Here is a 25,462-nt window from a genome sequence, read left to right as displayed (position 1 = left end):
AACCGACACTCATGTTGCTGGACGGCAATTCGCTGGCGTTCCGGGCGTTCTATGCGCTGCCCGCCGAGAACTTCAAGACCCGCGGCGGGCTGACCACCAACGCGGTGTACGGCTTCACCGCCATGCTGATCAACCTGCTGCGCGACGAGGCGCCGACGCACATCGCCGCGGCCTTCGACGTGTCGAGGCAGACCTTCCGCTCCGAGCGGTACCCCGAATACAAGGCCAACCGGTCGTCGACGCCGGACGAGTTCCACGGCCAGATCGACATCACCAAGGAAGTGCTCAACGCGCTGGGCATCACCGTGCTCTCGGAGCAGGGGTTCGAGGCCGACGACCTGATCGCGACGCTGGCCACCGAGGCCGAGAACGAGGGCTACCGCGTGTTAGTGGTCTCCGGGGACCGCGACTCGCTGCAGCTGGTCAGCGAGGACGTCACGGTGCTCTACCCCCGCAAGGGCGTCAGCGAGCTGACCCGTTTCACCCCCGAGGCCGTCGTCGAGAAGTACGGCCTGACCCCCAAGCAGTATCCCGACTTCGCCGCCCTGCGTGGCGATCCCAGCGACAACCTTCCCGGCATCCCGGGGGTGGGGGAGAAGACCGCCTCGAAGTGGATCGCCGAATACGGCTCGCTGCAAGCGCTGGTGGACAACGTCGACTCGGTGCGCGGCAAGGTGGGCGACGCGCTGCGGGCCAACCTGGCCGGCGTCATCCTCAACCGCGACCTCACCGAATTGGTCAAAGACGTGCCGCTGGCTCAAACCCCGGACACGCTGCGCCTGCAGCCCTGGGACCGCGACCAGATCCACCGCCTCTTCGACGACCTGGAGTTCCGGGTGTTGCGCGACCGCTTGTTCGAGACCCTGGTCGCCGTCGAACCCGAGGTCGACGAGGGCTTCGACGTCCGCGGCGGCGCGCTCGAGCCCGGCGCCGTCGGGCAGTGGCTGGCCGCGCACGCCGGCGACGGGCGCCGGGCCGGGCTGGCCGTCGCCGGCACCCACCTGCCGCACGGCGGGGACGCCACCGGGCTGGGCATCGCCGCCGCCGACGGCGACGGCGCCTACATCGACACCGCCACGCTGACCCCCGACGACGACGCCGCGCTGGCGGCCTGGCTGGCCGACCCGGCGAAACCCAAGGCGCTGCACGAGGCCAAGCTCGCCATCCACGATCTGGCGGGCCGCGGCTGGACGCTGGACGGCGTCACCTCCGACACCGCGCTGGCGGCCTACCTGGTGCGTCCCGGGCAGCGCAGCTTCACCCTCGACGACCTCTCGCTGCGCTACCTGCGTCGCGAGCTGCGCGCGGAAACGCCTGAGCAGCAACAGCTTTCGCTGCTCGACGACATGGAGGGCGTGGACGAGCAGGCCGTCGCCACCCTGATCCTGCGCGCCCGGGCGGTGGTCGACCTGGCCGACGCGCTGGACGCCGAGCTGGACCGCATCGACTCCACCGCGCTGCTGGGCGAGATGGAGCTGCCGGTTCAGCAGGTGCTGGCCGGCATGGAAAGCGCCGGCATCGCCGTCGATCTACAGCTGCTGGGCGAGCTGCAAAGCCAGTTCGCCGACGAGATCCGCGACGCCGCCGAGGCCGCCTACGGCGTGATCGGCAAACAGATCAACCTGGGCTCGCCCAAGCAGTTGCAGGTGGTGCTGTTCGACGAGCTCGGCATGCCGAAGACAAAGCGGACGAAGACCGGCTACACCACCGACGCCGACGCCCTGCAGTCGCTGTTCGACAAGACCGGGCATCCGTTCCTGCAGCACCTGCTGGCCCACCGCGACGTCACCCGGCTGAAGGTCACCGTCGACGGGCTGCTGAACTCGGTGGCCGCCGACGGCCGCATCCACACCACGTTCAACCAGACCATCGCGGCCACCGGCAGGCTGTCGTCGACCGAACCCAACCTGCAGAACATCCCGATCCGCACCGACGCCGGCCGCCAGATCCGGGACGGCTTCGTCGTCGGCAAGGGCTACGAAGAGCTGATGACGGCGGACTACAGCCAGATCGAGATGCGCATCATGGCCCACCTGTCACGGGACGAAGGCCTGATCGAAGCCTTCAACACCGGGGAGGACCTGCATTCGTTCGTCGCGTCGCGAGCGTTCGGGGTGCCGATCGAAGAGGTGACGGCCGAGCTGCGCCGCCGGGTCAAGGCGATGTCGTACGGGCTGGCCTACGGGTTGAGCGCCTACGGCCTGTCCGCCCAGCTCAAGATCTCCACCGAGGAGGCGAAGGAACAGATGGACGCCTACTTCGCTCGATTCGGCGGTATCCGCGACTACTTGCACGACGTCGTGGAGCAGGCCCGCAAGGACGGCTACACCTCCACCGTGCTGGGCCGCCGCCGCTACCTGCCCGAGCTGGACAGCAGCAACCGCAACGTCCGCGAGGCCGCCGAGCGGGCGGCGCTCAACGCGCCGATTCAGGGCAGCGCGGCCGACATCATCAAGGTGGCGATGATCGAGGTCGACAAGGCCATCAAGCAGGCCGGACTGGCGTCCCGGATGCTGCTGCAGGTGCACGACGAACTGTTGTTCGAGATCGCACCCGGTGAGCGGGAGCGGGTCGAGGCGCTGGCGCGCGAGAAAATGGGCGCCGCCTACCCGCTGGACGTCCCGCTCGAGGTCTCGGTCGGCTACGGCCGCTCATGGGACACCGCCGCGCACTAGCGCGGCGATCGGGTCGTGGCCGCCCACTGAGCGCCCACCGGTGTAACGTGAGGGCGAAAATTCGGCCGGAAATTCGCCGTGGCGTTACATTTGCGTCGCCTCGGTGGCGGCCGAGTTTGTCCAGCTAGTGCCCTGTCGAGTAGCCTCGACAGGTAAATCCTTTTTTGTCCCTACGACCCAACCTGTCCGGAGCAACCCAACAACATGCCGAGTCCCACCGTCACCTCGCCGCAAGTAGCCGTCAACGACATTGGCTCGAGCGAGGATTTTCTCGCCGCAATAGACAAAACGATCAAGTACTTCAACGATGGCGACATCGTCGAAGGCACCATCGTCAAAGTTGACCGGGACGAGGTGCTCCTCGACATCGGCTACAAGACCGAAGGGGTCATCCCCGCCCGCGAGCTCTCCATCAAGCACGACGTCGACCCCAACGAGGTCGTTTCCGTCGGCGATGAGGTCGAGGCCCTGGTTCTCACCAAGGAGGACAAAGAAGGCCGGCTGATCCTGTCCAAGAAGCGCGCGCAGTACGAGCGCGCCTGGGGCACCATCGAGGCGCTCAAGGAGAAGGACGAGGCCGTCAAGGGCACCGTCATCGAGGTGGTCAAGGGTGGCCTGATCCTCGACATCGGGTTGCGCGGCTTCCTGCCCGCCTCGCTCGTCGAGATGCGGCGCGTCCGCGACCTGCAGCCGTACATCGGCAAGGAGATCGAGGCCAAGATCATCGAGCTGGACAAGAACCGCAACAACGTGGTGCTGTCGCGGCGGGCCTGGCTGGAGCAGACCCAGTCCGAGGTGCGCAGCGAGTTCCTCAACCAGCTACAGAAGGGCAGCATCCGCAAGGGTGTGGTCTCCTCCATCGTCAACTTCGGCGCGTTCGTCGACCTCGGCGGGGTGGACGGCCTGGTGCACGTCTCCGAGCTGTCCTGGAAGCACATCGACCACCCGTCCGAGGTGGTCCAGGTCGGCGACGAGGTCACCGTCGAGGTGCTCGACGTCGACATGGACCGCGAGCGGGTTTCGTTGTCGCTCAAGGCGACCCAGGAAGACCCGTGGCGCCACTTCGCTCGCACGCACGCCATCGGCCAGATCGTCCCCGGCAAGGTCACCAAGCTCGTTCCGTTCGGCGCGTTCGTCCGCGTCGAGGAGGGCATCGAGGGCCTGGTGCACATCTCCGAGCTGGCCGAGCGGCACGTCGAGGTGCCCGACCAGGTGGTCGCCGTCGGCGACGACGCGATGGTCAAGGTCATCGACATCGACCTGGAGCGCCGCCGAATCTCGTTGTCGCTCAAGCAGGCCAACGAGGACTACACCGAGGAATTCGACCCGGCGAAGTACGGCATGGCCGACAGCTACGACGAGCAGGGCAACTACATCTTCCCCGAGGGCTTCGACTCCGAGACCAACGAATGGCTCGAGGGATTCGACGCCCAGCGCAACGAGTGGGAGGCCCGCTACGCCGAGGCCGAGCGCCGGCACAAGATGCACACCGCGCAGATGGAGAAGTTCGCCGCCGCCGAGTCGGCCGCCCACGCCGCCGGCGACCAGGCGCCGGGCAACGGCGCGTCGTCGGAGAAGGCGGCGGGTGGATCGCTGGCCAGCGACGCCCAGTTGGCGGCCCTGCGGGAAAAGCTCGCCGGCAACGCCTAATAGCGTTCTGGGATGCTGCGCATCGGGTTGACCGGTGGCATCGGCGCCGGCAAGTCGGCGGTCTCGTCCACCTTCGCGAAGTGCGGTGCCGTCATCGTCGACGGCGACGTCATCGCGCGCGAGGTGGTCGAGCCGGGCACCGAGGGGCTGAAGGCGCTCGTCGAGGCGTTCGGCGAGGACATCCTGCTGCCCGACGGATCGCTGGATCGTCCCGCGTTGGCCGCCAAGGCTTTTCGCGATGACGAGGCGCGCCAGAAGCTGAACGGGATCGTGCACCCGCTGGTCGGCAAGCGCCGATCCGAGATCATCGCCTCGGTGCCCGAGGATTCCGTGGTCGTCGAAGACATTCCGCTGCTGGTGGAGTCCGGCATGGCGCCGCTGTTCCCGCTCGTCGTGGTGGTGCACGCCGACGTCGAGGTGCGGGTGCGGCGGCTGGTCGACCTACGCGGCATGCCCGAGGAGGACGCCCGCGCCCGGATCGCCGCACAGGCCGACGACGAACAGCGCCGAGCCGTCGCCGACGTCTGGCTGGACAATTCCGGCAGCCCGGAGGAGTTGGCCCAACGTGCGCGCGACGTGTGGAACGACCGGATCGTGCCGTTCGCCCACAATCTGAGCGCGCGCCAGATCGCGCACGCGCCCGCGCGTCTCGTGCCGGCCGACCCGAGTTGGCCCGAGCAGGCGCGGCGGATCGTCAATCGGTTGCAGACGGCCTGCGGCCACCGGGCGCTGCGCATCGACCACATCGGCTCCACCGCGCTGCCCGCCTTGGACGCCAAGGACGTCATCGACATCCAGATCACCGTCGAATCGCTCGCCGTCGCCGACGAGCTCGCCGAGCCGTTACTGTCGGCCGGCTACCCGCGCATCGAGGCCATTACCGAGGACGTAGCCCACACCGGCGACACGACCCTGTGGCACAAGCGTATTCACGCCTCCGCCGACCCGGGCCGGCCGACGAACGTGCACCTCCGGGTGAACGGCTGGCCCAACCAGCAATTCGCGCTGCTGTTCGTAGCCTGGCTGCGGGCCGACGTCGGCGCGCGCGCCGAGTACCTGGCCGTCAAGCTGAAGGCCGAACAGGCAGCGCGCGGTGACATCTCCACCTACGCCGACGCCAAGGAACCATGGTTTGCCGACGCCTACCAGCGGGCCTGGAAGTGGGCCGACTCAACCGGATGGCAGCCCTAGCCGGGCAAGGGCGCGCCGCACTGCAGCATGCCGTTCTTGGGATCGGAATTGCCGGGCGTCGGTCTGACGAACTGATCGAGCTGCGTGAAAACGTTGTCGTCCACGTCGATCTCGCAGTGCACATTCGCCGAATACGGGAAGTGCAGCACGACCCGCAGGCCGGCCTGCTGGGGATCCGGCAGCACCGTGTTGGCCTCGAACGCGTTGCCTGGCATCGACGGGAGGTTGGCCGTGTTCGTCTGGCCCCCGTTCATCACGAAGATGGCCTGGCTGCCGGTGGTCAGCGCATCGATCCGGGCGCGGTAGGTGATGTTGTGCAGGTCCGCCCTCGCGGTTGCCGGGCTTAGCTGGGACCCGGCCGCGATGACGGTCAATGCGGTGATCGCCATCCATTTCTGGTTGCTGGGGCTCATAGCTGCCGAGATTACCTGGCTTGGCAGCGCGGGCACCACAAAGACGTGCGCCCGGCCACGCGGGCCCGCGCGAGGCGGGTGCCGCAGCGCGGACACGACGGGTCGGGTTCGTCGCGCGCCCGCGTGAGCCACCGCGATAGGCCGGGCACCCGACCGCGTGGCACCGCCGTGCGCAGCACCCGCGTCATCGCCGTGTGCAGGCCCTTGAGCTCGTCGGGTCGCAGTTCCGGGACCGGGTGCGACGGCGCGATCCGGGCCCGCCAGCAGATCTCGTCGGTGAGCAGGTTGCCGAGACCGGCGATCACCGACTGGTCCATCAGCGTCGGCTTCAGCCGCGCCAACTCGCGGCGAAAGCCCTCCACGTCGGGCAGTTCAGGCACGGAGCTTTGCCACCCGCTGCGCCGGCCCCGTCAGCGAGCGGGCGTGCCGGTGCATGCCGGCCCACGGATCGCCCTGCCCGGCAAGCCGTTTGGGAACGTCACGAATGGTGAATCGGTCCGCCCGCAGGCCGCGGGTATCCAGCTCGTCCCACTCCAGCGGGGTCGCCACCGGCGCGCCCGTCCGGGCCCGCACCGAATACGGCGCAACCGCGGTCTGCGCATAGGCATTTCGCATGATGTCCAGATACACCCGGTTGCCGCGTTTGTCCTTGCGGGCTTCGACGGTGCGGTGGGCTTCGTCGTCGGCCACCGCCACCTCGGCGACCTCGCGGGCGAATTGGCGGGCGGTGTCGAAATCGGTGTCGGCGCGCAGCGGCACCACGACGTGCAGTCCGCGAGACCCGGTGGTCTGCACATAGCGGGCCAGCCCGAGGTCGTCCAAAACGCCGGCCACCGCGTGGGCCGTCGCCTGCACCACGGCGAAGTCGGTGTCGGAGGGGTCGAGGTCGAACACCAGCCGGTCGGGCTTGTGCAGCCGGTCCCGCCGCGACTGCCACACGTGCAGCGTCACGCAGTTCTGGTTGGCCAGCCAGCGCAGCGCATCGGGGCGTTCCGCCACGGGATGGACCACGGTGCCACCCTCTTTGGCGACTTCGACGCGGCCCATCCAGTCGGGCAGCGAATCGGCGAAATCCTGCTGCACCCAACCCTGTTCGCCGATGCCGCGCGGGAACCGCTGCACGGTGAGCGCCCGGTCCCGCAGGTGCGGCAGCATCGTGTCGGCCACCTCGCCGTAGTAGGCGACCAGCTCGCCCTTGGTGATCCCGTCCTTGGGGAACATCACCCGGTCCGGGTGGGTGACCTCCACCTCGACGCGCGGCATCAGCGGGTCTCCCGCACGACATCGCCCGGGTCCTTGTCGGTGCGCAGCCCCTGGTAACGCGGGTGGCGCAGCTTGCCGTCACGGGTCCACTCGGTGAACCCGATCTGGGCGACCAACTCCGGGCGCACCCAGTGGGCGCCGTTCTCGCGCACCAGGCCCCGGGTGAACGGTGGTTTGTCCTGCTCCAGGGGCGACAGCCGCTCGTGCAGGCTGCGCAGCGTGGGTTCGTCGAACCCGGTCCCCACCTTGCCGGCGTAGACCAGGTCGCGGCCGTCGTTATAACCCAGCAGCAGCGCGCCCAGCTCGATGCGGCTGCCTTTGGGGCTGGTGTAGCCGCCGACGACGAACTCCTGGTCGCGGACGCATTTGAACTTCAACCAGTTCTTCGACCGACCGCCTTCGTACGTGGCGTCGGCCCGCTTGGCGATCACCCCCTCGTCACCGCGCCGACACGCCGCCTCATAGGCGCCGATCCCGTCCTGGACCCGGTGGACCGTGAAACGCAGCGGGTCAACGAACTCAATGGCCTTGCGCAGCAGCTTCTTTCGCCACAGCTGCGGCACATCGGTGGTCGACTCGCCGTCGAGGTGCAGCAGGTCGAACACGTAGTAGAAGACGCGGACGGGTGACGCACGGGCCACCTCCGGGTCGGTGATGCCCAGCCGGCCCTGCAGCCTCGCGAAGCTGGTGCGCCGGCCCACGAACGCCACCACCTCGCCGTCGACGACGAACCGCGTGGTGCGCTGGGCGCCGAGTGCGTCGACGATCTCCGGATAGGTTCCGTTGAGGGGCTGCCGATTCCGCGACAGCAGTCGCACCCGGTCGCCGTCGCGGAAGCCGAGGCAGCGCATCCCGTCGAATTTGCGTTCGAAGATCCACTGCGGATCGGAGAATCGCCGGTCGGTCAGGGTGGCCAGCGTCGGCGCCCGCCAGTCGGGCACCGGCTCGTCGTGCAGCGCCGCGCGCACCGATTCCGGCAGGGCGGCGAAGTCGGTCATGACACGTCGTCCAGCGAGCGGCCGGTCAGCGCCGGCTGGCGCAGCGTGTCGGCGTCCTCGTCGTCTTTGCGCCTGATCAGCAGCCACGTCTCCTGATCGCCGTCCCGGATCCGGGTCAGCGTGTACCAGCCGCGCAGCCACTCGCCGCACAGAAAGAACGAAAGGTGGCCGCGGTCAAGGCAATCGGCCATGTCGTAGGGGGTTGCGTTGACATAGGTGCCGCGGTCGCCGTCGACGTCGCCGTCGAGGTCGTCGAGGGGCAGGTCGGCGACGCGGCGGGCTATCCGGCTGTCGTTGGGTATCGCCCAGGAGACCAGCACGCCGTCGATCTCGAGGCCAAGCTCGTAGTGGTCGCTGTCGGGTCCCCGCCGCTGGATGACGAAACGCGGGTCCCGGCCGGGCCGGCGTTTGCGTCGGTTGTCGATCAAACGCATCACGAAGTGATACCCGTGGGTCACGTGAGGAAACGAGTTATGCCTCACGCCAGGTCAGCTCCATGCCGTGGGTGGCCATCCACCGGGAAAGGTCGTAGTCGTTGCGGGCCAGGCCGTCGATGGCGACCACGGCGCGCCGCACGGCTCGTTCGGCGACCTCCGGGGTCAGCAGGCCGTGCCGCACGGCGTCCAGCAGCTCGTCGACGTCGGCCAGCTCCGCCCCGGCGCTGGTCCGGACGACGATGTCGAGGTAGTGGTCTTCCGAATGCCACACCTTCGGGCCCGGCGTGTATTCGCCGACATCGAGGTAGTAATCCTGGTCGCGTTCGTGCCCGGGGTTGAAGTGAAAGACGGTGGCGCGCACGCCCAACGACGGCAGCAGCCACGATTCGAGGTAGTGGAACTGCGCTCGACCCGGGGTGGGACGGGCGATGTAGAGCCCCCACGGGTGCGCGACGTACTCGTCGACGGCCCGCACGATGCCCTTCGGATCGGTGTTGGTGCGGGCGACCAGGTCGAACGTCTCGTGCTTCGGCGGATGGATGGCCCTACTCTAGTCACGGTGAGCGACCTCAGCGGAAAGACAGCTCTCGTCACCGGCGGGAATTCGGGCATCGGGTTGGCGTCCGCGCAGCGGCTGGCCGACGCGGGCGCCTACGTCTTCCTGACCGGTCGCAATCAGGAAACCATCGACGCCGCGGTGGCCTCGATCGGTGACCGGGCGACGGGCATCCGCGCCGACGTGGCCAACCTCGACGACGTGGCGGCGATCGCCGACGCCATCGCATCCCGCGGGGACGGACTCGACGTGCTCTTCGCCAACGCGGGCGGCGGAGAATTCGCGGCACTGGGCGACATTTCGGTCGAACACTTCACATCCACGTTCATGACCAACGTGGGTGGCACCTTGTTCACCGTGCAAGCCATGCTGCCGCTGCTCAACCGTGGCGCGTCGATCGTGCTGACAGGCTCGACCGCCGCCTACAACGGCACCCCGGCGTTCAGCGTGTACGCGGCGACCAAGGCGGCGATCCGCTCGTTCGGGCGGACCTGGGCGGCCGAACTCATACGCCGCGGGATTCGGGTCAACACTATCGTTCCCGGACCGGTCGAGACCCCAGGGCTGCTGGGACTGGCGCCGGCCGGACGAGAGCACGAGCTGCGCGAAGGCGAGGCGTCCAAGGTCCCGATGGGCCGCCTGGGCAGGCCCGAGGAGGTCGCCGCGGCGGTGCTTTTCCTCGCGTCGGACGAGAGCAGTTTCATGACCGGCAGCGAGTTGTTCGTCGATGGCGGTGCGGAGCAGATCTAGGTTCGCCCCGGCCTAACGCCGTAACCGGATTTTCCAGCGCACGAAGGTGCCGTAGAAAACCGACAGCGCGGCCAGCATGCCCATGTCGATCAGCCAGACCTTCGAGCTGTGCTCCCAGAACCGGTCCTGGGAGAGCAGCGAATCGGGCACCAGGTGCCGCAGGTCGACCGTCGAGGCCGCCGCCGCGTAGCCCCAGCGCGCGGGCATCCCGAAGGACAGCTGGTCAAGACCGAGCCGGCCGGTCACCGGGACCATCCCACCGCAGAGCACCAGCTGCGCCATCACCGTGACCACGAACAGCGGCATGATCTGCTCGCTGGAGCGGACCAGCGACGAAATGGCCAGCCCGAGGATGGCCGAGGCGACGCAGGTCCCCGCCACGGTCAGGAACAGCTCGATGGTGGCCCCGGCGGTCGAGTGGCCGAGCAGAACGGCGCCACGGGTGGGTGCGCTCTTGCCGATCACCACGATCGCGGTGACGATCGCCGACTGCAGGATCGCGAACCCGCAGAAGACCGCCGTCTTCGCGAGCAGGTAGGCCGTCGTCGACAACCCGACCGCCTGCTCGCGCTGGAAGATGGCGCGCTCGCCGACCAGGTCGCGGATCGTCAGCGCGGTGCCCATGAACGCCGCGGCCGGCAGCAGCAGAGCCAGGATCTGCGCGGCTTCGTCGGGGGTCCCGGCGCCCGGGCCCGGCACGTGGAACCCGTGGTTGCCCGGCACCGTCAGCGACAGGGAACCCAGGATGAACGGCAACAGCGCCAGGAAGACGAAATAGGCGCGGTCGGCGACGACCAGCCGGACCTGCCGGCGCGCGACCGTGGAAATCTGGCGCCGCACGCTGGTGTGCACGGGCTCGCCCAGATCGCCGGGCTCGGTTCCGGTGGGCAGCTGTTTCTGGGGGCGCTTCTGGGCCTCGGCCTGGGCCAGGAACCGGCGGTTGGCCTCCTCGGGGTCGGCGCCCACCTTGGTGAAGATCTTGGCCCAGTTGGTGGTGCCCATCGCGTCGCCGATCTGGTCGGGCGGGCCGAAGTAGGCCGTCTTGCCGCCCGGGGCCACCAACAGCAGCTGGTCGCAGATGTCCAGGTAGGACAGCATGTGCGTCACCACGATCACGACGCGACCGGCGTCGGCCAGCTGGCGCAGCATCGTCATGACCTGGTGGTCCAGCGCCGGGTCGAGGCCCGAGGTCGGCTCGTCGAGGATCAGCAGCGACGGTCCGGTCAGCAGCTCGAGCGCCACCGAGGCGCGTTTGCGCTGGCCGCCCGACAGCTTGTCCACCCGGGTGTCGGCGTGCTTGGTCAGGTCCAGCTCCTCGAGCACCTGGGCGACCACCTTGGCGCGGTCGGCCTTGCTGGTGTCGGGCGGCAGCCGCAGTTCGGCGGCATAGCCCAGCGCCTGGTTGACCGTCAGCTGGCGGTGCACCACGTCGTCCTGCGGGACCATGCCGATCCTGCTGCGCAGGGACGCGTACTCGGCGTGGATGTCGTGGCCCTCGAAGGTCACCGAACCCGAGGTGGGGCTGGTGTAGCCGGCGACCAGCCGGGCCAGCGTGCTCTTGCCGGCGCCCGAGCCTCCGATCACGGCGGTCAGCGTCCCCGGGCGCGCGGTCAGCGAGATGTCGTCGAGCAGTTGCTTGCCGTTGTCGACGACGTACTTGACGTTGCGCACCTCCAGGCCGCCGGTGCGGGCCGCGGCGGCGCCGCCCTCGACCAGGGTGCCGTCCCGGTACACCAGGTCGACGTTGCCGATGGTGACGACGTCGCCGTCGGTCAGGATCGCCGACCCGACCCGGGTGCCGTTGACGAAGGTGCCGTTGATGCTGTTGTCGCGGATCTCGGTGCCGAGCGGGGTCTGCAGCAGCGTGGCGTGATGCCGCGAGGCGAGAACGTCGTAGACGACGATGTCGCTCTCCGCCGCGCGCCCGATCGTCTTGGCGCCCGCCGTGCCCGCGGCCGCCGACATGCGCGGCGACAGCAACTTCACAAACCTCGTCGCGAGGTTGGAGACGTCGGCCGTCCTGGCGTCGACCACCGTGGACTCGGCGGGCGGCGGCGCGTCCGGCCGGACCGCCGGCTCGGCGTTGACGGTTGTCACCTGGTCGGGTGGCGGCGCGCGCAGCGGCCGCGGCGCCGGCGCCATGCCCGACGTCTGGATCCGCGCCGGCGGGGGCGGCTGCCGCGGCGGCGCCTTGGGTGGCATCGGTCGCGGCGGCGCCGGCTGCCGGGGCTGGCTTCCGGTCTGGCCGCGCCGGGGGGCGGGCGGCGCGGTGGGGTTCGTCCGCTCCGGCAGCGCGGACCATGCCAGGGTGGGCGGGCCGGAGTCCCGCGCCGGCCTGGCCGGGGGCGGCCCGCTGGCGTGGCCCTGCTGCGGCCCGACCGCGAACGTCAGCCGCGGTCCCTGCGGGTTGCCGACGTTGATGCTCTGGCCGTCGTGGATGTCGATGACCGGCATCCGGTAGCCGTTGACGTAGGTGCCGTTCAGCGAGCCGTTGTCGATCGCCAGCCAGCGGCCCTGGTCGAACCGCACGATCAGGTGCGCGCGGGAGATTCGGGGATCGGGAATCCGCAAGTCCGCGTTCGCGTCACGCCCGACGACGACCTCGTGGCCGGCCGCGAACGAGCGTTGAGACCCGTCGTGCCGGATTGTCAGGACAGGCGGGGCGGGTCGGGTCACTCCTCAAGTATCGGTCGGCGGTTCGAGTGGTCTCCATGGGACTCGCCTGTGATTTGGCTTTGTTTCGATTCGGTCACTCATAGCTGCCTCATAGCTTGCTGAGACTTCGCGCCCACCGAGATCCGGCATCATTCGGACGTGCGGGGAGTGAAAGCAGAGCAACGAGGGGGCGACGATTGACGGACGAACACAAGGGCACCACCCGGCGCATCGACGCCGGCAGACGGCTGCTGAGCAACCCGCGTTCGGCCCGTGAGGCCCTGCGGGCGGGCTTGCATTCGGTTCCCTCGGCCACCGTCGCGCACCTGTTTCGCCGCATCCCGCCCGTCAACTCGACCCCCAACGCCGAGCCGCCCGTCGTGGAGTCCCACCCCGAGGCCGGCGGATCGCGCCTCGCGCTGAGCAGCGGTGCGGCGTTCGCCGGCTACACGATCCTGCGGCAGCTCGGCGCCGGCGGCATGGCGGAGGTCTACCTGGCGCTGCATCCCCGGCTGCCGCGGCGCGACGTGATCAAGGTGCTCGCCGAGGCGGTCACCGCCGATCCGGAGTTCCGCGAGCGGTTCAACCGGGAGGCCGACCTGGCGGCGACGCTCTGGCACCCGCACATCGTCGGCGTCCACGACCGCGGCGAATTCGACGGTCAGCTCTGGATTTCCATGGACTACGTCGAGGGCACCGACGCCGCCCGGCTGGTCAAGGAGCGCTACCCGGACGGGATGCCCATCGACGAGGTGTGCGCGATCCTGCAGGCGGTCGCCGGGGCGCTGGACTACGCACACGATCGCGGCCTGCTGCACCGCGACGTCAAACCCGCCAACATCCTGCTCACCCATCCCGACGACGGGGAACGCCGAATCCTGTTGGCGGACTTCGGTGTAGCGCGCCACCTCGCCAACATCAGCGGCATCACCGAGACCAACGTCGCGGTCGGCACGGTGGCTTACGCCGCCCCCGAACAGCTGACCGGCTCCAACATCGACGGCCGCGCGGACCAATACGCGTTGGCCGCCACGGCATTTCATCTGCTCACCGGCGCCCCGCCGTTCCAGCACTCTAACCCGATCGCGGTGATCAGCCAGCACCTGCACGAGGATCCGCCCCGGCTCAGCGAGTACCGCCCCGACCTGGCCCACCTCGACGACGTGTTCTTCACGGCCCTCGCCAAGCGCCCCGAGGAGCGCTTCGAGCGGTGCCGTGCGTTCGCCGCCGCGGTCAGCGAGCTGGTCTCCGAGGAGGGGGACGACGACCGGGCCGATGCCGCTTCGGCGCCGCGGCGGCTGTATCACCGGTTCTCGTCCCGGGCCCGGTGGGCGACCGCGTTGCTGTGCGCGGTGCTCATCGCCATCGCGGCGACCTGGTCGACGCTGTACTCATTCCAGCCGGAGAGCCCGCCGGCGAACGTCCCGGCGTTGGCGTCGAAACCATCCGTCCCGGCGCCCGCGAGATCCGGCGGGCCGGTGCTCAACGGCACCTACAAGTTGACCTATGACCGCAGCAAGCAGACCACCAACGGCATCCCGATCCGTCACGACGGCCCGGCCGCCAGCTGGTGGGCGTTCCGCTCGGTGTGCACCGCCAACGGGTGCGCGGCGACCGGGACCCAACTCGACGACACCAATCATCAGGTGGCCAGCACGGTTGATGGCGGCCACACGTACTCGCTGCGCTTCATCGGTGGCTATTGGCAGGGCGGCTTCCAGCAGGAGCGGTCGGGCTGCACGCAGCCGAATGGGCAGGTCACGGCCACCCAGCAGGAAAGTGTCGCCGGGTCGTTGGCGCCGCAGGCCGACGGCACGCTGCGCGGCACCGTGACGCAAACGGCGCTGTCGGACGAATGCGGTGCGCAGGGGGCGGTGGTGCGGGTGCCGGTGGTGGCCACCCGCGTCGGCGACGCCCCGGCATCCGTGCCCGTGGCCGATCCCGCCCAGGTGATCAGCGCCTCGACCACGCCGGCCCACCCGGGGGCGCCGGTCCTGGGTGGGTCGTGCAGCGACGTCGACAAGCTCGCCTACGACCCGACCAACAGCGAGCAGGTCGTGTGCGAGGGCAACACGTGGGCCAAGGCGCCCATCACGATGGGGGTGCACGCCACCGGCAGCTCGTGCAACCGCCCGAACACCTCGGTGTTCGCCATGTCCACCTCGAGCGACGGCTACCTGCTGCAGTGCGATCCGGTCACCCGCACGTGGACGCGCCCGGGGGCGTAATTTTTCTGGCCGCGAGCGTGCCTGTCTGTACGCCCACACGCCGCGCAGGGTGTCATTCTGCGCACGCTCGCGGGAGAAGCACCGGCCCACTTGTCGGTACGCCGCTCTACCCTGGTGCCATGGCCTTTGCCACCGAACACCCTGTCGTCGCGCACTCGGAATACCGCCCCGCCGCCGAGGAGGTCGAAGGGCTGGTGCGCGCCGGCGGCCGCTTCGAGGTGGTCAGCCCGCACGCACCGGCCGGCGACCAGCCCGCGGCCATCGACGACCTGGAGCGTCGCATCCGGGCGGGGGAGCGCGACGTGGTCCTGCTCGGCGCCACCGGCACCGGAAAGTCGGCCACCACCGCCTGGCTCATCGAACGGCTGCAACGCCCCACCTTGGTGATGGCGCCGAACAAGACGCTGGCCGCCCAGCTAGCCAACGAGCTGCGAGAGATGTTGCCCCACAACGCCGTCGAGTACTTCGTGTCGTACTACGACTATTACCAGCCGGAGGCGTACATCGCGCAGACCGACACCTACATCGAGAAGGACAGCTCCATCAACGACGACGTGGAGCGGCTGCGGCACTCCGCGACGTCGGCGCTGCTGTCGCGGCGCGACGTGGTGGTGGTGGCGTCGGTGTCGTGCATCTACGGCCTGGGCACGCCGCAGTCCTACCTGGACCGCTCCGTCGAACTGCAGGTCGGGACCGAGGTGCCCCGCGACGGGCTGCTGCGGCTGCTGGTCGACGTCCAGTACACCCGCAACGACCTGTCCTTCACCCGCGGATCGTTCCGGGTGCGCGGTGACACCGTGGAGATCATCCCGTCCTACGAGGAGCTGGCGATCCGCATCGAGTTCTTCGGCGACGAGGTCGAGGCGCTGTACTACCTGCACCCGCTGACCGGCGAGGTGGTCCGCCAGGTCGACTCGCTGCGGATCTTCCCCGCCACCCACTACGTGGCCGGCCCGGAGCGGATGGCCCACGCGATCTCCACCATCGAGGAGGAACTCGCCGAGCGGCTCGCCGAGTTCGAGGCCCAGGGCAAGCTGCTGGAGGCCCAGCGGCTGCGGATGCGCACCAACTACGACATCGAGATGATGCGGCAGGTCGGGTTCTGCTCGGGAATCGAGAACTACTCCCGCCACATCGACGGCCGGGGGCCGGGCTCGCCGCCGGCGACGCTGCTCGACTACTTCCCCGAGGACTTCCTGCTCGTCATCGACGAGTCGCACGTCACCGTGCCGCAGATCGGCGGGATGTACGAGGGCGACATGTCCCGCAAGCGCAACCTGGTGGAGTACGGGTTCCGGCTGCCGTCGGCCTGCGACAACCGGCCGCTGACCTGGGAGGAGTTCGCCGACCGGATCGGGCAGACGGTGTATTTGTCGGCCACACCCGGGCCGTACGAGCTGAGCCAGACCGGCGGCGAGTTCGTCGAGCAGGTGATCCGGCCGACCGGACTGGTGGATCCCAAGGTCCTGGTCAAGCCGACCAAGGGCCAGATCGATGACCTGATCGGGGAAATCCGCAAGCGCGCCGCGGCCGACGAGCGGGTGCTGGTCACGACGCTGACCAAGAAGATGGCCGAGGATCTCACCGACTACCTGCTGGAAATGGGCATCCGGGTGCGCTACCTGCACTCCGAGGTCGACACCCTGCGCCGGGTGGAGCTCTTGCGCCAGCTTCGCCTCGGCGACTACGACGTCCTGGTCGGCATCAACCTGCTGCGCGAGGGCCTCGACCTGCCCGAGGTGTCGCTGGTGGCGATCCTCGACGCCGACAAGGAAGGCTTTCTGCGCTCGACGCGCAGCCTGATCCAGACCATCGGCCGCGCCGCCCGCAACGTGTCCGGCGAGGTGCACCTGTACGCCGACACCATGACCGACTCGATGAAGGAAGCCATCGACGAGACCGAACGGCGGCGGGCCAAGCAGACCGCCTACAACGAGGCGAACGGCATCGATCCCCAGCCGCTGCGCAAGAAGATCGCCGACATCCTCGACCGGGTCTACGCCGAAGCCGACGACAGCGAGACCGTCGAAATCGGTTCCGGGCGCAGCATGTCCCGCGGCCGGCGCGCCCAGGGCGAGCCGGGTCGCGCGGTCAGCGCCGGTGTTTTCGAGGGCCGCGACACGTCGAACATGCCGCGCGCCGAACTGGCCGACCTGATCAAGGACCTCACCGCGCAGATGATGGCCGCCGCCCGCGATCTGCAGTTCGAGCTGGCGGCCCGGTTCCGCGACGAAATCGCCGACCTCAAAAAGGAACTGCGCGGGATGGACGCCGCCGGCCTGAAGTGACGCACCCCGACACCATCACCGGCAGCTGGCGCGAACTGCTGGGCGCCAAGTACCTGGGAACCTCGGTGGTGCTGGCCGGTGGCGTCGCGCTGTACGCCACCAACGAGTTCCTGACCATCAGCCTGCTGCCGAACACCGTCGCCGAGATCGGCGGCAGCCGCCTGTATGCGTGGGTCACCACCCTGTACCTGGTCGGGTCGGTGGTCGCGGCGACCACGGTCAATCCGATGCTGGTGCGCATTGGGGCGCGCCCGTCATTCCTGTTGGGGCTGGCCGTGTTCGGCGTCTCCAGTCTGGCGTGCGGCGCGGCGCCCAACATGGAGGTCCTGATCGCGGCGCGGACCCTGCAGGGCGTGGCCGGGGGCCTGCTGGCCGGCCTCGGCTATGCGGTCATCAACGCGGCGCTGCCCCGCTCGCTGTGGACCCGGGCCTCGGCGCTGGTGTCGGCGATGTGGGGGGTTGCGACGGTGGTCGGGCCCGCGACGGGCGGCCTGTTCGCCCAGTTCGGGTTGTGGCGGTGGGCGTTCGTCGCGATGGCCATCCTGACGGCGCTGATGGCCACACTGGTGCCGATCGCGCTGCCCGCCGGCCGCGCCGGCGCGAGCGCCGAGACACCGTCGCTGCGGGTGCCGGTGTGGTCGCTGGTGCTGATCGGGGCGGCGGCCCTGGCGGTCAGCGTCGCGCAGATCCCGCACAACGTCGTCGCGACGGTTGGGCTGCTCGCCGCCGCCGTCGTGCTGATGGCGCTGTTCGCGGTCGTCGACCGGCGGATGAACGCGGCGGTGTTGCCGGCCAGCGTGTTCGGGCGCGGACCCCTGAAGTGGATCTACCTGGCCATGGGCCTGCTGATGGTCGGGGCGATGGTGGACACCTACGTACCCTTGTTCGGTCAGCGGTTGGCCCATATGACGCCGCTGGCGGCCGGATTCCTGGGGGCGGCGCTGGCGGTCGGCTGGACGGTCTCGGAGATCGTCAGCGCGTCGCTCGAGAGCCCGCGAGCGATCGGACGGGTGATCGCGGCCGCGCCCGTGGTGGTGGCGTCGGGCCTGGCGCTGGGTGCGCTCACCCAGCGCGACAATGCGTCGGCCGGGACCGTCGCCGGCTGGACCCTGGCGTTGCTCGTCGCGGGGATCGGGATCGGAATGGCCTGGCCCCATTTGTCCGTGCGCGCAATGGATTCCGTCGACGACCCGGCCGAAGGCGTCGCGGCGGCCGCGGCGATCAACACCGTGCAGCTGATCTCGGGGGCGTTCGGCGCCGGGGTGGCCGGCGTCGTGGTCAACATGGCCCAGGGCGGCGGCGACGCGACGGCGGCCCGCTGGTTGTTCGCCGTGTTCACCGCGCTGACGGGCGCTGGTGTCGTGGCCTCGTACCGCGCGGTCCGCGCCGGTCGCTGAGCTCAGTCAGGTTCGTCGTCGGCGCGGATGACGGCGACCACCCCGTCGAGTCCGCCGAACACGTCGCGGGCGTTGCCCATCTTGGAGCCGGACAGCGTCATCGTCACCCTGACCTCGCCGTCGTCGATGTCGTGGGCGTCCGCGTCGAGTTCGGTGAGCTGCCAGTTCTGTTGCCCGGAGATGCGCAGCACCTCGCGCAGCACGCCGCGCCCATTCTCGTAGATGATGTGCAGCCGGGTGGTGCCACGCAGCCGGGCGGCGAGCTGACGTTCCACCGCGTTGAAGGCGAGCGCGCTGACGAAGTGCAGCACCACGACGGCGACGGCGAGCAGCACCAGCCCGGCGCCCGCGGCCATCCCGACGCCGGCCGATTCCCAGACCGCCGCGGCGGTGGTGAGCCCGTGCACCGCGCCGCGCCGGGTGATGATGATGCCGGCACCCAAAAAGCCGACGCCCGAGACGATTTGGGCCGCCACGCGGGATGGGTCCAGCTCGACTCTTCCCGGGGACAGCACGTCGCCGAAGCCGTACTTGCTGACCAACATGATCAACGCCGCCGACGTGCCCACTATGGTCTGCGTCCGCAGCCCCGCGCTTTTGCCCTGGATGGTCCTTTCCAGGCCGATGAACGCGGTCAACCCGAACGCCGCCAACAGCTCGATGATGTGACGCGCGCCCTGCGCGTCACCGCCGAGCAGTGGGCCGCCCAGCAGAATCTGCATGCCCGTCAACTACCCACGGACGGCGCTTCTACGCGCTCGTCACCGGGTTGACTTCACGACCTGCGAGTAATGGAACTGCCAACGTTCGATGATGTGGAACCCGAGGTAGCTCGGGAATCGGTACGCGGGGGAGCGCCCGAAGGCGTTTCCCGGCGACAGCGACTGTCCGGCTTGGTGATCCGGCAGCGAGCCGTCCTTGTTGGTGATCGTCCAGATGGCCGGGCACTTGTTGATCTTGGCCGTCGTGAGCCACACGGCGACGTGGCCGTCCCACAGCCAGCCGACCTTGGGCCCGTACGCGCCGCGTTCGACGTCGATCAGCGAGCGGTAGGCCGCCGGCCGGGTGGCCAGCAGGGCGCGGATCGGCCCGGGCCGCCAGGGCACGGTGTTGTCCACCATCAGGCAGTCCCCGGGCGCGGCGTGCGAGCTGATCAGGTCGGCCACCTGGCTGTAGTCCCAGCCCTCCTTCGCGTAGGGCCATCGTTGGATGAACAGGTAATTCGGCACCGCGGCCGCGGCGAACGCCAGGACCACCGCGGCGATGGGCCACGGTTTGCGGGCGAGCGTGACGATGCAGACGGCCAGGACGACGGCCACCGCCGGCGTGGTGAGGATCAGGTAGCGCGGGAAATAGATCGGTTCGACGACGGCCGAGTAGACGACGACGAGCGCGGTGGGCAGGACGATCCACGCCGCACATACGACCAGCAGGGCGCGCAGGTCGCCGGCCGGACCCCGCGCGCCCTTCAGCCACGCGACCACCGCCGCGACGACCAGCACCGCCGTGAGAATCGCGAACGGAACGCTGTGGTCGAAGTACTGCCGCAGGAAGATGTCGAACGCGTAGTGCCAGCTGACGGGAAAAATCCAGTTCACCTGGTACACCTGGCCGTGGGCGAAAACGAGGAACGGCGTCATGGCGCCGACGGCGACGGCCGTGGCGGCCGCCCACCACATGACCGGGGACCTGCGGGACTTCCGCGGCGCCAGCAGCGGCACCATCACCGCGTACACCAGCACCAACAGGATCAGGTTGAGGCTGAGCAGGATCGAGAGCATCAGCGCCAGCGCGTAGCCAACCCACAATCGCGGCCGGTTGCGCCGCACGACGGCGACCAGCAACACCGTCAGCCAGATGGCCGCGGCGGCCGCGAAGGCGTACGAGCGCGCTTCCATCCCCGCCCAGGTGGTGCGCGGCAAGATGGCAAAGACCACACCCGCGCACAGCGCCGTCGCGCGCCCGGGGACGAACTGCCTGGCGAACACCGTGACGCCGGCCGCGGCCGCCCCGACCGCCAGGGCGCTTGGCGCCCGCGACCAGAACTCCGTTGGCGGAAATATCGCGAACCAACCGTGCATGAGCAGGTAATACAGCCCGTGAACAGTGTCGATGTGGCCCAGCAGCTTCCACAGCTCGGGCAAGGTCCTGCTCGCCGAGGCCGAAATGGTGGCCCCCTCGTCGAACCACAACGACGGCCTGCTGGCCCAGGACGCGCTGACGACCGCGGCGAACGCGGCGATCGCCCACGGGTCGAGCAACCGGCCGCGCGGGCGCGCCGGCAGGCCCTCCTCAGCGACGTCTGACGCGTCGGAGGCGTGCTGCTCAGCGGCGGATATGGCCATGATGATTGTCACTGTAAGGGGCGCCAAGTGAACTGGCTCGCGGCCAGCCTTACGGGTGCGGGTAGGGTGTTCACCCGAAGTTGCTGCGCGCGCACGCAATCCGCCAAAAGCGGGGCCAGCCAACGCTTTCGGCGTCAGTCCCGCTCAATCGGACTTTTGATGGTCGGGCAAATGGGTCGTCGCCGCCACCCGGCCTCGGCAAATGCGGCTAACGCCACGCCACGCTGAGTCGGAAATCTTTTCTCCTTTCCATCCGGCAAACGCGATACTGTCTTGGGTTGGCTGACCAACCGAAACTGGGAGGGTAAATGAGCGCCTATCGAACCGTGGTGGTCGGGACCGACGGCTCGGATTCGTCGTTTCGCGCGGTGGACCGGGCAGCGCAGATCGCGGGGGACGACGCAAAGCTGATCATCGCGTCGGCGTACCTGCCCCAACACGAGGACACCCGGGCCGCCGACGCACTGCGGGACGAGAGCTACAAGGTGTCCGGGACCGCGCCGATTTACGCGATCCTGCAGGACGCCAAGGAGCGGGCGCACAACGCCGGCGCCAAGAACGTGGAAGACCGATCGATCGTCGGCGCGCCGGTCGACGCGCTGGTCAAGCTGGCCGAGGACGAAAAAGCCGACCTGCTGGTCGTCGGGAACGTCGGCCTGAGCACGATCGCGGGACGCCTGCTGGGATCGGTGCCGGCCAACGTCTCGCGTCGCGCCAAGGTCGACGTGCTGATCGTGCACACGACGTAGGTCGCGTGCATTTAGGGCGTTGCGCGCGAGCCCAGGGCGGAAAAGTCGCCGGAATCCCGCCGCCAGTGCACACACGAAGCCGTCAGCACACGCTCACCGCCGCAAGGCCTACCAGCCGCGCTCGCGCCATTCGGCCAGGTGCGGACGCTCCGCCCCCAACACGGTGTCGTCCCCGTGGCCCGGGTAAATGACGGTCGAGTCGTCGTAGACGTCGAAGACCCGGGTGGTGACGTCGTCGAGCAACTGGGTGAAATCGCCCGCTTGCCACGTCTTGCCGACACCGCCCGGGAAGAGGCAGTCGCCGGTGAACAACTGCGTCACCCCGCCGGTCGCGGGCCCGTCGAGGGCCAGCGCGATCGAGCCGGGGGTGTGCCCGCGCAGGTGGATGACGTCGAAGCTCAGCTCGCCGATCCGCACGGTGTCGCCGCCGGCCAGCAAACGGTCGGGCTTGACCGGTAGCGGCTCGGCGTCGATCTCGTTGGCGGCGGTCGGGGCGCCGGTGGCCTTCGCGACGGCCTTGAGCGCCTGCCAGTGATCGAAGTGCTGATGGCTGGTCACGATCAGCGACACCTTCGGCGCGTACCGGCGGATCAGGTCGATCAGGACGTCGGCGTCGTTGGCCGCGTCGATCAGCAGGGTTTCGCCGGTCGCGGAACACGTCACCAGATACGCGTTGTTGTCCATCGGGCCCACCGACGCCTTTAGAATCGTGGCGCCGGGTAGGGTCCGGCGGGCCGCGGTACCAGGGTCGACGTGTCCGGTGTAGTTGTCGCTTGGCTCAACCGAGACGGTCATAGCGGCCACGTTACTGGTCATACGTTGCTTGTCGGTACCGGCACATAGCATGGAATGCGCCGTGCGCATCAACGGCTACAGCACGTAAAGATTCGTTGATAGTTCCTGAAAGAAGGCAGCGTGGCTGACCGACTGATCGTCAAGGGCGCCCGCGAGCACAACCTGCGTGGCGTCGACCTCGACCTGCCGCGCGACTCGTTGATCGTGTTCACCGGGCTGTCCGGGTCGGGCAAGTCGTCGCTGGCGTTCGACACCATCTTCGCCGAGGGCCAGCGCCGCTACGTCGAGTCGCTGTCGGCCTACGCCCGCCAGTTCCTGGGGCAGATGGACAAGCCGGACGTCGACTTCATCGAGGGTCTGTCCCCGGCGGTGTCGATCGACCAGAAGTCGACCAACCGCAACCCGCGGTCGACCGTCGGAACCATCACCGAGGTCTACGACTACCTGCGGCTGCTCTACGCCCGCGCGGGCACGCCGCACTGCCCGGTCTGCGGTGAACGCATCGCCCGGCAGACGCCCCAGCAAATCGTCGACCAGGTGCTGGTGATGCCGGAGGGCACCCGGTTCCAGGTGCTCGCGCCCGTGGTGCGCACCCGCAAGGGCGAGTTCGCCGACCTGTTCGAGAAGCTCAACGCGCAGGGGTACAGCCGGGTTCGGGTCGACGGCGTGGTGCATTCGCTGACCGATCCGCCGAAGCTGAAGAAGCAGGAAAAGCACGACATCGAGGTGGTGGTCGACCGGCTGACGGTCAAGGCCAGCGCCAAGCAGCGGCTCACCGACTCGGTGGAAACCGCGCTGAATCTGGCCGACGGCATCGTGGTGCTGGAATTCGTCGACCACGAGCACGACGCGCACAACCGCGAACAGCGGTTCTCCGAGAAGCTGGCCTGTCCCAACGGGCACGCGCTGGCCGTCGACGACCTGGAACCGCGGTCGTTCTCGTTCAACTCGCCCTACGGCGCCTGCCCCGAGTGCACCGGCCTGGGAATCCGCAAGGAGGTCGATCCCGACCTGGTGGTTCCCGACCCCGAACGCACGCTGGCCGAGGGCGCGGTGGCGCCCTGGTCGACGGGCCACACGGCGGAGTACTTCACCCGGATGATGGCCGGTCTCGGCGAGGAGCTGGGCTTCGACGTCGACACGCCGTGGCGCAAGCTGCCGGCCAAGGCCCGCAAGGCCATCCTCGAAGGATCCGACCACCAGGTGCACGTGCGGTACCGCAACCGGTACGGGCGCACCCGGTCCTACTACGCCGATTTCGAGGGCGTGCTGGCGTTCCTGCAGCGCAAGATGGCGCAGACCGAATCCGAGCAGATGAAGGAGCGATACGAGGGCTTTATGCGCGACGTGCCCTGCCCGGTCTGCGAGGGCACCCGGCTCAAGCCGGAGATCCTGGCCGTCACGCTGGCCGCCGGGCGGCACGGCAAGAAGTCGATCGCCGAGGTGTCGGAGCTGTCGATCTCGGATTGCTCGGACTTCCTGAATGCACTCACCCTCGGGGCGCGCGAACAGGCGATCGCCGGGCAGGTGCTCAAGGAAATCCAGTCGCGACTTGGGTTTTTGCTCGACGTCGGGCTGGACTACCTGTCGCTGTCGCGCGCGGCGGCGACGCTGTCCGGCGGTGAGGCCCAGCGCATCCGGCTGGCCACCCAGATCGGGTCCGGCCTGGTGGGTGTGCTCTACGTGCTCGACGAGCCGTCCATCGGGCTGCACCAGCGCGACAACCGCCGGCTCATCGAAACCCTCACCCGCCTAAGGGATTTGGGCAACACGTTGATCGTCGTCGAGCACGACGAGGACACCATCGCGCACGCCGACTGGATCGTCGACATCGGCCCGAGGGCCGGCGAACACGGCGGCCAGATCGTGCACAGCGGCACCTACGCCGAGCTCCTGGCCAACAAGGACTCGATCACCGGCGCCTACCTGTCCGGCAAGGAAAAGATCGAGATCCCCGCCATCCGGCGGCCCGTCAACCACAAGCGCCAGCTCACCGTCGTCGGCGCGCGCGAACACAACCTGCGCGGCATCGACGTGTCCTTCCCGCTCGGCGTGCTGACCGCGGTGACGGGCGTGTCGGGCTCGGGCAAGTCGACCTTGGTGAACGACATCCTGGCCGCGGTGCTGGCCAACCGGCTCAACGGCGCCCGGCAGGTCCCGGGTCGTCACACCCGGGTCACCGGGCTGGACCACCTGGACAAGCTGGTGCGGGTGGACCAGTCGCCGATCGGGCGCACGCCGCGGTCCAACCCGGCCACCTACACCGGGGTGTTCGACAAGATCCGCACCCTGTTCGCGGCCACCACCGAGGCCAAGGTCCGTGGCTACCAGCCCGGCCGATTCTCGTTCAACGTCAAGGGCGGTCGCTGCGAGGCGTGCACCGGCGACGGCACCATCAAGATCGAGATGAACTTCCTCCCCGACGTGTACGTGCCGTGCGAGGTCTGCCACGGCGCCCGCTACAACCGGGAAACCCTGGAAGTGCACTACAAGGGCAAGACCATCTCCGAAGTGCTGGACATGTCGATCGAGGAGGCCGCCGAGTTCTTCGAGCCGATCAGCGGCATCCACCGGTATCTGCGCACGCTCGTCGACGTCGGGCTGGGCTATGTCCGGCTCGGCCAGCCCGCGCCGACGCTGTCCGGTGGCGAGGCGCAGCGCGTCAAGCTGGCCGCGGAATTGCAGAAGCGCTCGACCGGCCGGACCATCTACATCCTCGACGAGCCCACCACCGGGCTGCATTTCGACGACATCCGCAAGCTGCTGAGCGTCATCAACGGCCTTGTGGACAAGGGCAATACGGTCATCGTCATCGAACACAACCTGGACGTCATCAAGACGTCGGACTGGATCGTCGACATGGGCCCCGAGGGCGGCGCCGAGGGCGGAACCGTTGTCGCCGAAGGCGCCCCGGAGGACATCGCCGCGGTGCCCGAAAGCTACACGGGCAAGTTCCTGGCCGACGTCGTCGGCAGCCCCGCCCCGCCGCGGCGGTCGAGCGGGCGCCGCAAGGTCACCGCCTGAGCCGTCGCGACACTTAAACGTCGCACACGACACGCCGAAAATCGTCGC

Annotated in this window: 18 protein-coding genes and 1 pseudogene; 9 read left to right on the top strand and 10 right to left on the bottom strand. The window is 69.0% G+C overall.

Features of this window, described 5'->3' with window-relative positions; translation table 11 throughout:
- The first annotated feature begins 11 nt into the window (after nucleotides 1–11).
- The 3 genes from polA to coaE all read left to right on the top strand — a co-directional run bounded on the left by polA (nucleotide 12) and on the right by coaE (nucleotide 5,516).
- The gene (polA, locus tag AC5Y5E_RS05170; RefSeq protein ID WP_499902605.1) at nucleotides 12–2,675 is read left to right on the top strand and encodes a DNA polymerase I; all 2,664 of its coding nucleotides are present in this window, start codon (nucleotides 12–14) and stop codon (nucleotides 2,673–2,675) included.
- Nucleotides 2,676–2,879: 204 nt separating this feature from the next.
- Nucleotides 2,880–4,325, top strand: coding sequence for a 30S ribosomal protein S1 (gene rpsA, locus AC5Y5E_RS05165; RefSeq protein WP_499883469.1), 1,446 nt, complete (start codon nucleotides 2,880–2,882; stop codon nucleotides 4,323–4,325).
- Between the two features lie 12 nt (nucleotides 4,326–4,337).
- Nucleotides 4,338–5,516, top strand: a complete 1,179-nt coding sequence (coaE, locus tag AC5Y5E_RS05160; RefSeq protein ID WP_499901923.1) for a dephospho-CoA kinase — start codon at nucleotides 4,338–4,340, stop codon at nucleotides 5,514–5,516.
- On the opposite strand, the gene AC5Y5E_RS05155 is transcribed toward coaE, so the two are convergent.
- The 6 genes and pseudogenes from AC5Y5E_RS05155 to AC5Y5E_RS05130 form a co-directional block, all read right to left on the bottom strand.
- On the bottom strand, nucleotides 5,513–5,929 hold the full coding sequence (locus AC5Y5E_RS05155) for a hypothetical protein (protein WP_499901922.1): 417 nt from the start codon (nucleotides 5,927–5,929) through the stop codon (nucleotides 5,513–5,515). The two genes, coaE and AC5Y5E_RS05155, sit on opposite strands and share 4 nt — an antisense overlap.
- Before the next feature lie 11 nt (nucleotides 5,930–5,940).
- Nucleotides 5,941–6,294: pseudogene (locus AC5Y5E_RS05150) on the bottom strand (zinc finger domain-containing protein); the annotation flags it as partial.
- A gap of 7 nt (nucleotides 6,295–6,301) precedes the next feature.
- Nucleotides 6,302–7,192, bottom strand: coding sequence for a non-homologous end-joining DNA ligase (gene ligD / locus AC5Y5E_RS05145; protein ID WP_499901921.1), 891 nt, complete (start codon nucleotides 7,190–7,192; stop codon nucleotides 6,302–6,304).
- Entirely contained in the window at nucleotides 7,192–8,190 is a 999-nt protein-coding gene (gene ligD, locus AC5Y5E_RS05140; protein WP_499901920.1) for a non-homologous end-joining DNA ligase, read from the bottom strand. The genes ligD (AC5Y5E_RS05145) and ligD (AC5Y5E_RS05140) overlap by 1 nt, the downstream gene beginning before the upstream one ends.
- Nucleotides 8,187–8,624, bottom strand: coding sequence for a DNA polymerase ligase N-terminal domain-containing protein (locus AC5Y5E_RS05135; RefSeq protein WP_499901919.1), 438 nt, complete (start codon nucleotides 8,622–8,624; stop codon nucleotides 8,187–8,189). Before AC5Y5E_RS05135 ends, ligD (AC5Y5E_RS05140) begins: the two co-directional genes overlap by 4 nt.
- Nucleotides 8,625–8,661: 37 nt before the next feature.
- Nucleotides 8,662–9,102: a ribonuclease FAU-1 family protein gene (locus AC5Y5E_RS05130; protein WP_499901918.1), complete on the bottom strand. Its 441-nt coding sequence runs from the start codon at nucleotides 9,100–9,102 to the stop codon at nucleotides 8,662–8,664.
- Nucleotides 9,103–9,186: 84 nt separating this feature from the next.
- Between AC5Y5E_RS05130 and AC5Y5E_RS05125 the strand changes: the two genes are divergently transcribed.
- Nucleotides 9,187–9,933, top strand: coding sequence for an SDR family oxidoreductase (locus AC5Y5E_RS05125; protein WP_499901917.1), 747 nt, complete (start codon nucleotides 9,187–9,189; stop codon nucleotides 9,931–9,933).
- A 12-nt stretch (nucleotides 9,934–9,945) separates the two neighbouring features.
- On the opposite strand, the gene AC5Y5E_RS05120 is transcribed toward AC5Y5E_RS05125, so the two are convergent.
- Nucleotides 9,946–12,609, bottom strand: a complete 2,664-nt coding sequence (locus tag AC5Y5E_RS05120; RefSeq protein WP_499901916.1) for an ATP-binding cassette domain-containing protein — start codon at nucleotides 12,607–12,609, stop codon at nucleotides 9,946–9,948.
- Nucleotides 12,610–12,785: 176 nt separating this feature from the next.
- Here AC5Y5E_RS05120 and AC5Y5E_RS05115 point away from each other — a divergent pair, with 176 nt between their 5' ends.
- The 3 genes from AC5Y5E_RS05115 to AC5Y5E_RS05105 all read left to right on the top strand — a co-directional run bounded on the left by AC5Y5E_RS05115 (nucleotide 12,786) and on the right by AC5Y5E_RS05105 (nucleotide 18,501).
- Nucleotides 12,786–14,816 (top strand): serine/threonine-protein kinase, encoded by a 2,031-nt coding sequence (locus tag AC5Y5E_RS05115; protein WP_499901915.1) that lies wholly within the window; start codon nucleotides 12,786–12,788, stop codon nucleotides 14,814–14,816.
- 119 nt (nucleotides 14,817–14,935) lie between these two features.
- Nucleotides 14,936–17,104, top strand: a complete 2,169-nt coding sequence (gene uvrB, locus AC5Y5E_RS05110) for an excinuclease ABC subunit UvrB (RefSeq protein WP_499901914.1) — start codon at nucleotides 14,936–14,938, stop codon at nucleotides 17,102–17,104.
- Nucleotides 17,101–18,501, top strand: coding sequence for an MFS transporter (locus tag AC5Y5E_RS05105; RefSeq protein ID WP_499901913.1), 1,401 nt, complete (start codon nucleotides 17,101–17,103; stop codon nucleotides 18,499–18,501). The genes uvrB and AC5Y5E_RS05105 overlap by 4 nt, the downstream gene beginning before the upstream one ends.
- A gap of 2 nt (nucleotides 18,502–18,503) precedes the next feature.
- Here the strand turns inward: AC5Y5E_RS05105 and AC5Y5E_RS05100 are convergent, their stop codons facing one another.
- Entirely contained in the window at nucleotides 18,504–19,223 is a 720-nt protein-coding gene (locus AC5Y5E_RS05100; protein ID WP_499901912.1) for an MgtC/SapB family protein, read from the bottom strand.
- Between the two features lie 39 nt (nucleotides 19,224–19,262).
- A complete protein-coding gene (locus AC5Y5E_RS05095) occupies nucleotides 19,263–20,846 on the bottom strand; it encodes a mannosyltransferase (RefSeq protein WP_499901911.1) in 1,584 nt (527 codons plus the stop codon).
- Between the two features lie 308 nt (nucleotides 20,847–21,154).
- On the opposite strand from AC5Y5E_RS05095, the gene AC5Y5E_RS05090 reads away from it, so the two are divergent.
- Nucleotides 21,155–21,595 (top strand): universal stress protein, encoded by a 441-nt coding sequence (locus AC5Y5E_RS05090; protein ID WP_068107190.1) that lies wholly within the window; start codon nucleotides 21,155–21,157, stop codon nucleotides 21,593–21,595.
- A 108-nt stretch (nucleotides 21,596–21,703) separates the two neighbouring features.
- On the opposite strand, the gene AC5Y5E_RS05085 is transcribed toward AC5Y5E_RS05090, so the two are convergent.
- Nucleotides 21,704–22,390, bottom strand: coding sequence for an MBL fold metallo-hydrolase (locus AC5Y5E_RS05085; RefSeq protein ID WP_499901910.1), 687 nt, complete (start codon nucleotides 22,388–22,390; stop codon nucleotides 21,704–21,706).
- A 120-nt stretch (nucleotides 22,391–22,510) separates the two neighbouring features.
- Between AC5Y5E_RS05085 and uvrA the strand changes: the two genes are divergently transcribed.
- The gene (gene uvrA, locus AC5Y5E_RS05080) at nucleotides 22,511–25,414 is read left to right on the top strand and encodes an excinuclease ABC subunit UvrA (RefSeq protein ID WP_499901909.1); all 2,904 of its coding nucleotides are present in this window, start codon (nucleotides 22,511–22,513) and stop codon (nucleotides 25,412–25,414) included.
- The last annotated feature ends 48 nt before the right edge of the window (nucleotides 25,415–25,462 follow it).

The sequence above is a fragment of the Mycobacterium sp. NGS54 genome (assembly GCF_059812465.1).
Note: the sequence above shows the minus strand (reverse complement) of the source record. Positions and strands in the feature narration are given on the sequence as shown.

What these genes read in the sequence shown, in the direction of transcription:
- polA (WP_499902605.1), top strand. Translation starts at nt 12, where the DNA reads ATGTTGCTGGACGGCAATTCGCTGGCGTTCCGGGCGTTCTATGCGCTG.
- rpsA (WP_499883469.1), top strand. Translation starts at nt 2,880, where the DNA reads ATGCCGAGTCCCACCGTCACCTCGCCGCAAGTAGCCGTCAACGACATT.
- coaE (WP_499901923.1), top strand. Translation starts at nt 4,338, where the DNA reads ATGCTGCGCATCGGGTTGACCGGTGGCATCGGCGCCGGCAAGTCGGCG.
- AC5Y5E_RS05155 (WP_499901922.1), bottom strand. Translation starts at nt 5,929, where the DNA reads ATGAGCCCCAGCAACCAGAAATGGATGGCGATCACCGCATTGACCGTC.
- ligD (WP_499901921.1), bottom strand. Translation starts at nt 7,192, where the DNA reads ATGCCGCGCGTCGAGGTGGAGGTCACCCACCCGGACCGGGTGATGTTC.
- ligD (WP_499901920.1), bottom strand. Translation starts at nt 8,190, where the DNA reads ATGACCGACTTCGCCGCCCTGCCGGAATCGGTGCGCGCGGCGCTGCAC.
- AC5Y5E_RS05135 (WP_499901919.1), bottom strand. Translation starts at nt 8,624, where the DNA reads ATGCGTTTGATCGACAACCGACGCAAACGCCGGCCCGGCCGGGACCCG.
- uvrB (WP_499901914.1), top strand. Translation starts at nt 14,936, where the DNA reads ATGGCCTTTGCCACCGAACACCCTGTCGTCGCGCACTCGGAATACCGC.
- AC5Y5E_RS05100 (WP_499901912.1), bottom strand. Translation starts at nt 19,223, where the DNA reads ATGCAGATTCTGCTGGGCGGCCCACTGCTCGGCGGTGACGCGCAGGGC.
- AC5Y5E_RS05095 (WP_499901911.1), bottom strand. Translation starts at nt 20,846, where the DNA reads ATGGCCATATCCGCCGCTGAGCAGCACGCCTCCGACGCGTCAGACGTC.
- AC5Y5E_RS05090 (WP_068107190.1), top strand. Translation starts at nt 21,155, where the DNA reads ATGAGCGCCTATCGAACCGTGGTGGTCGGGACCGACGGCTCGGATTCG.
- AC5Y5E_RS05085 (WP_499901910.1), bottom strand. Translation starts at nt 22,390, where the DNA reads ATGACCGTCTCGGTTGAGCCAAGCGACAACTACACCGGACACGTCGAC.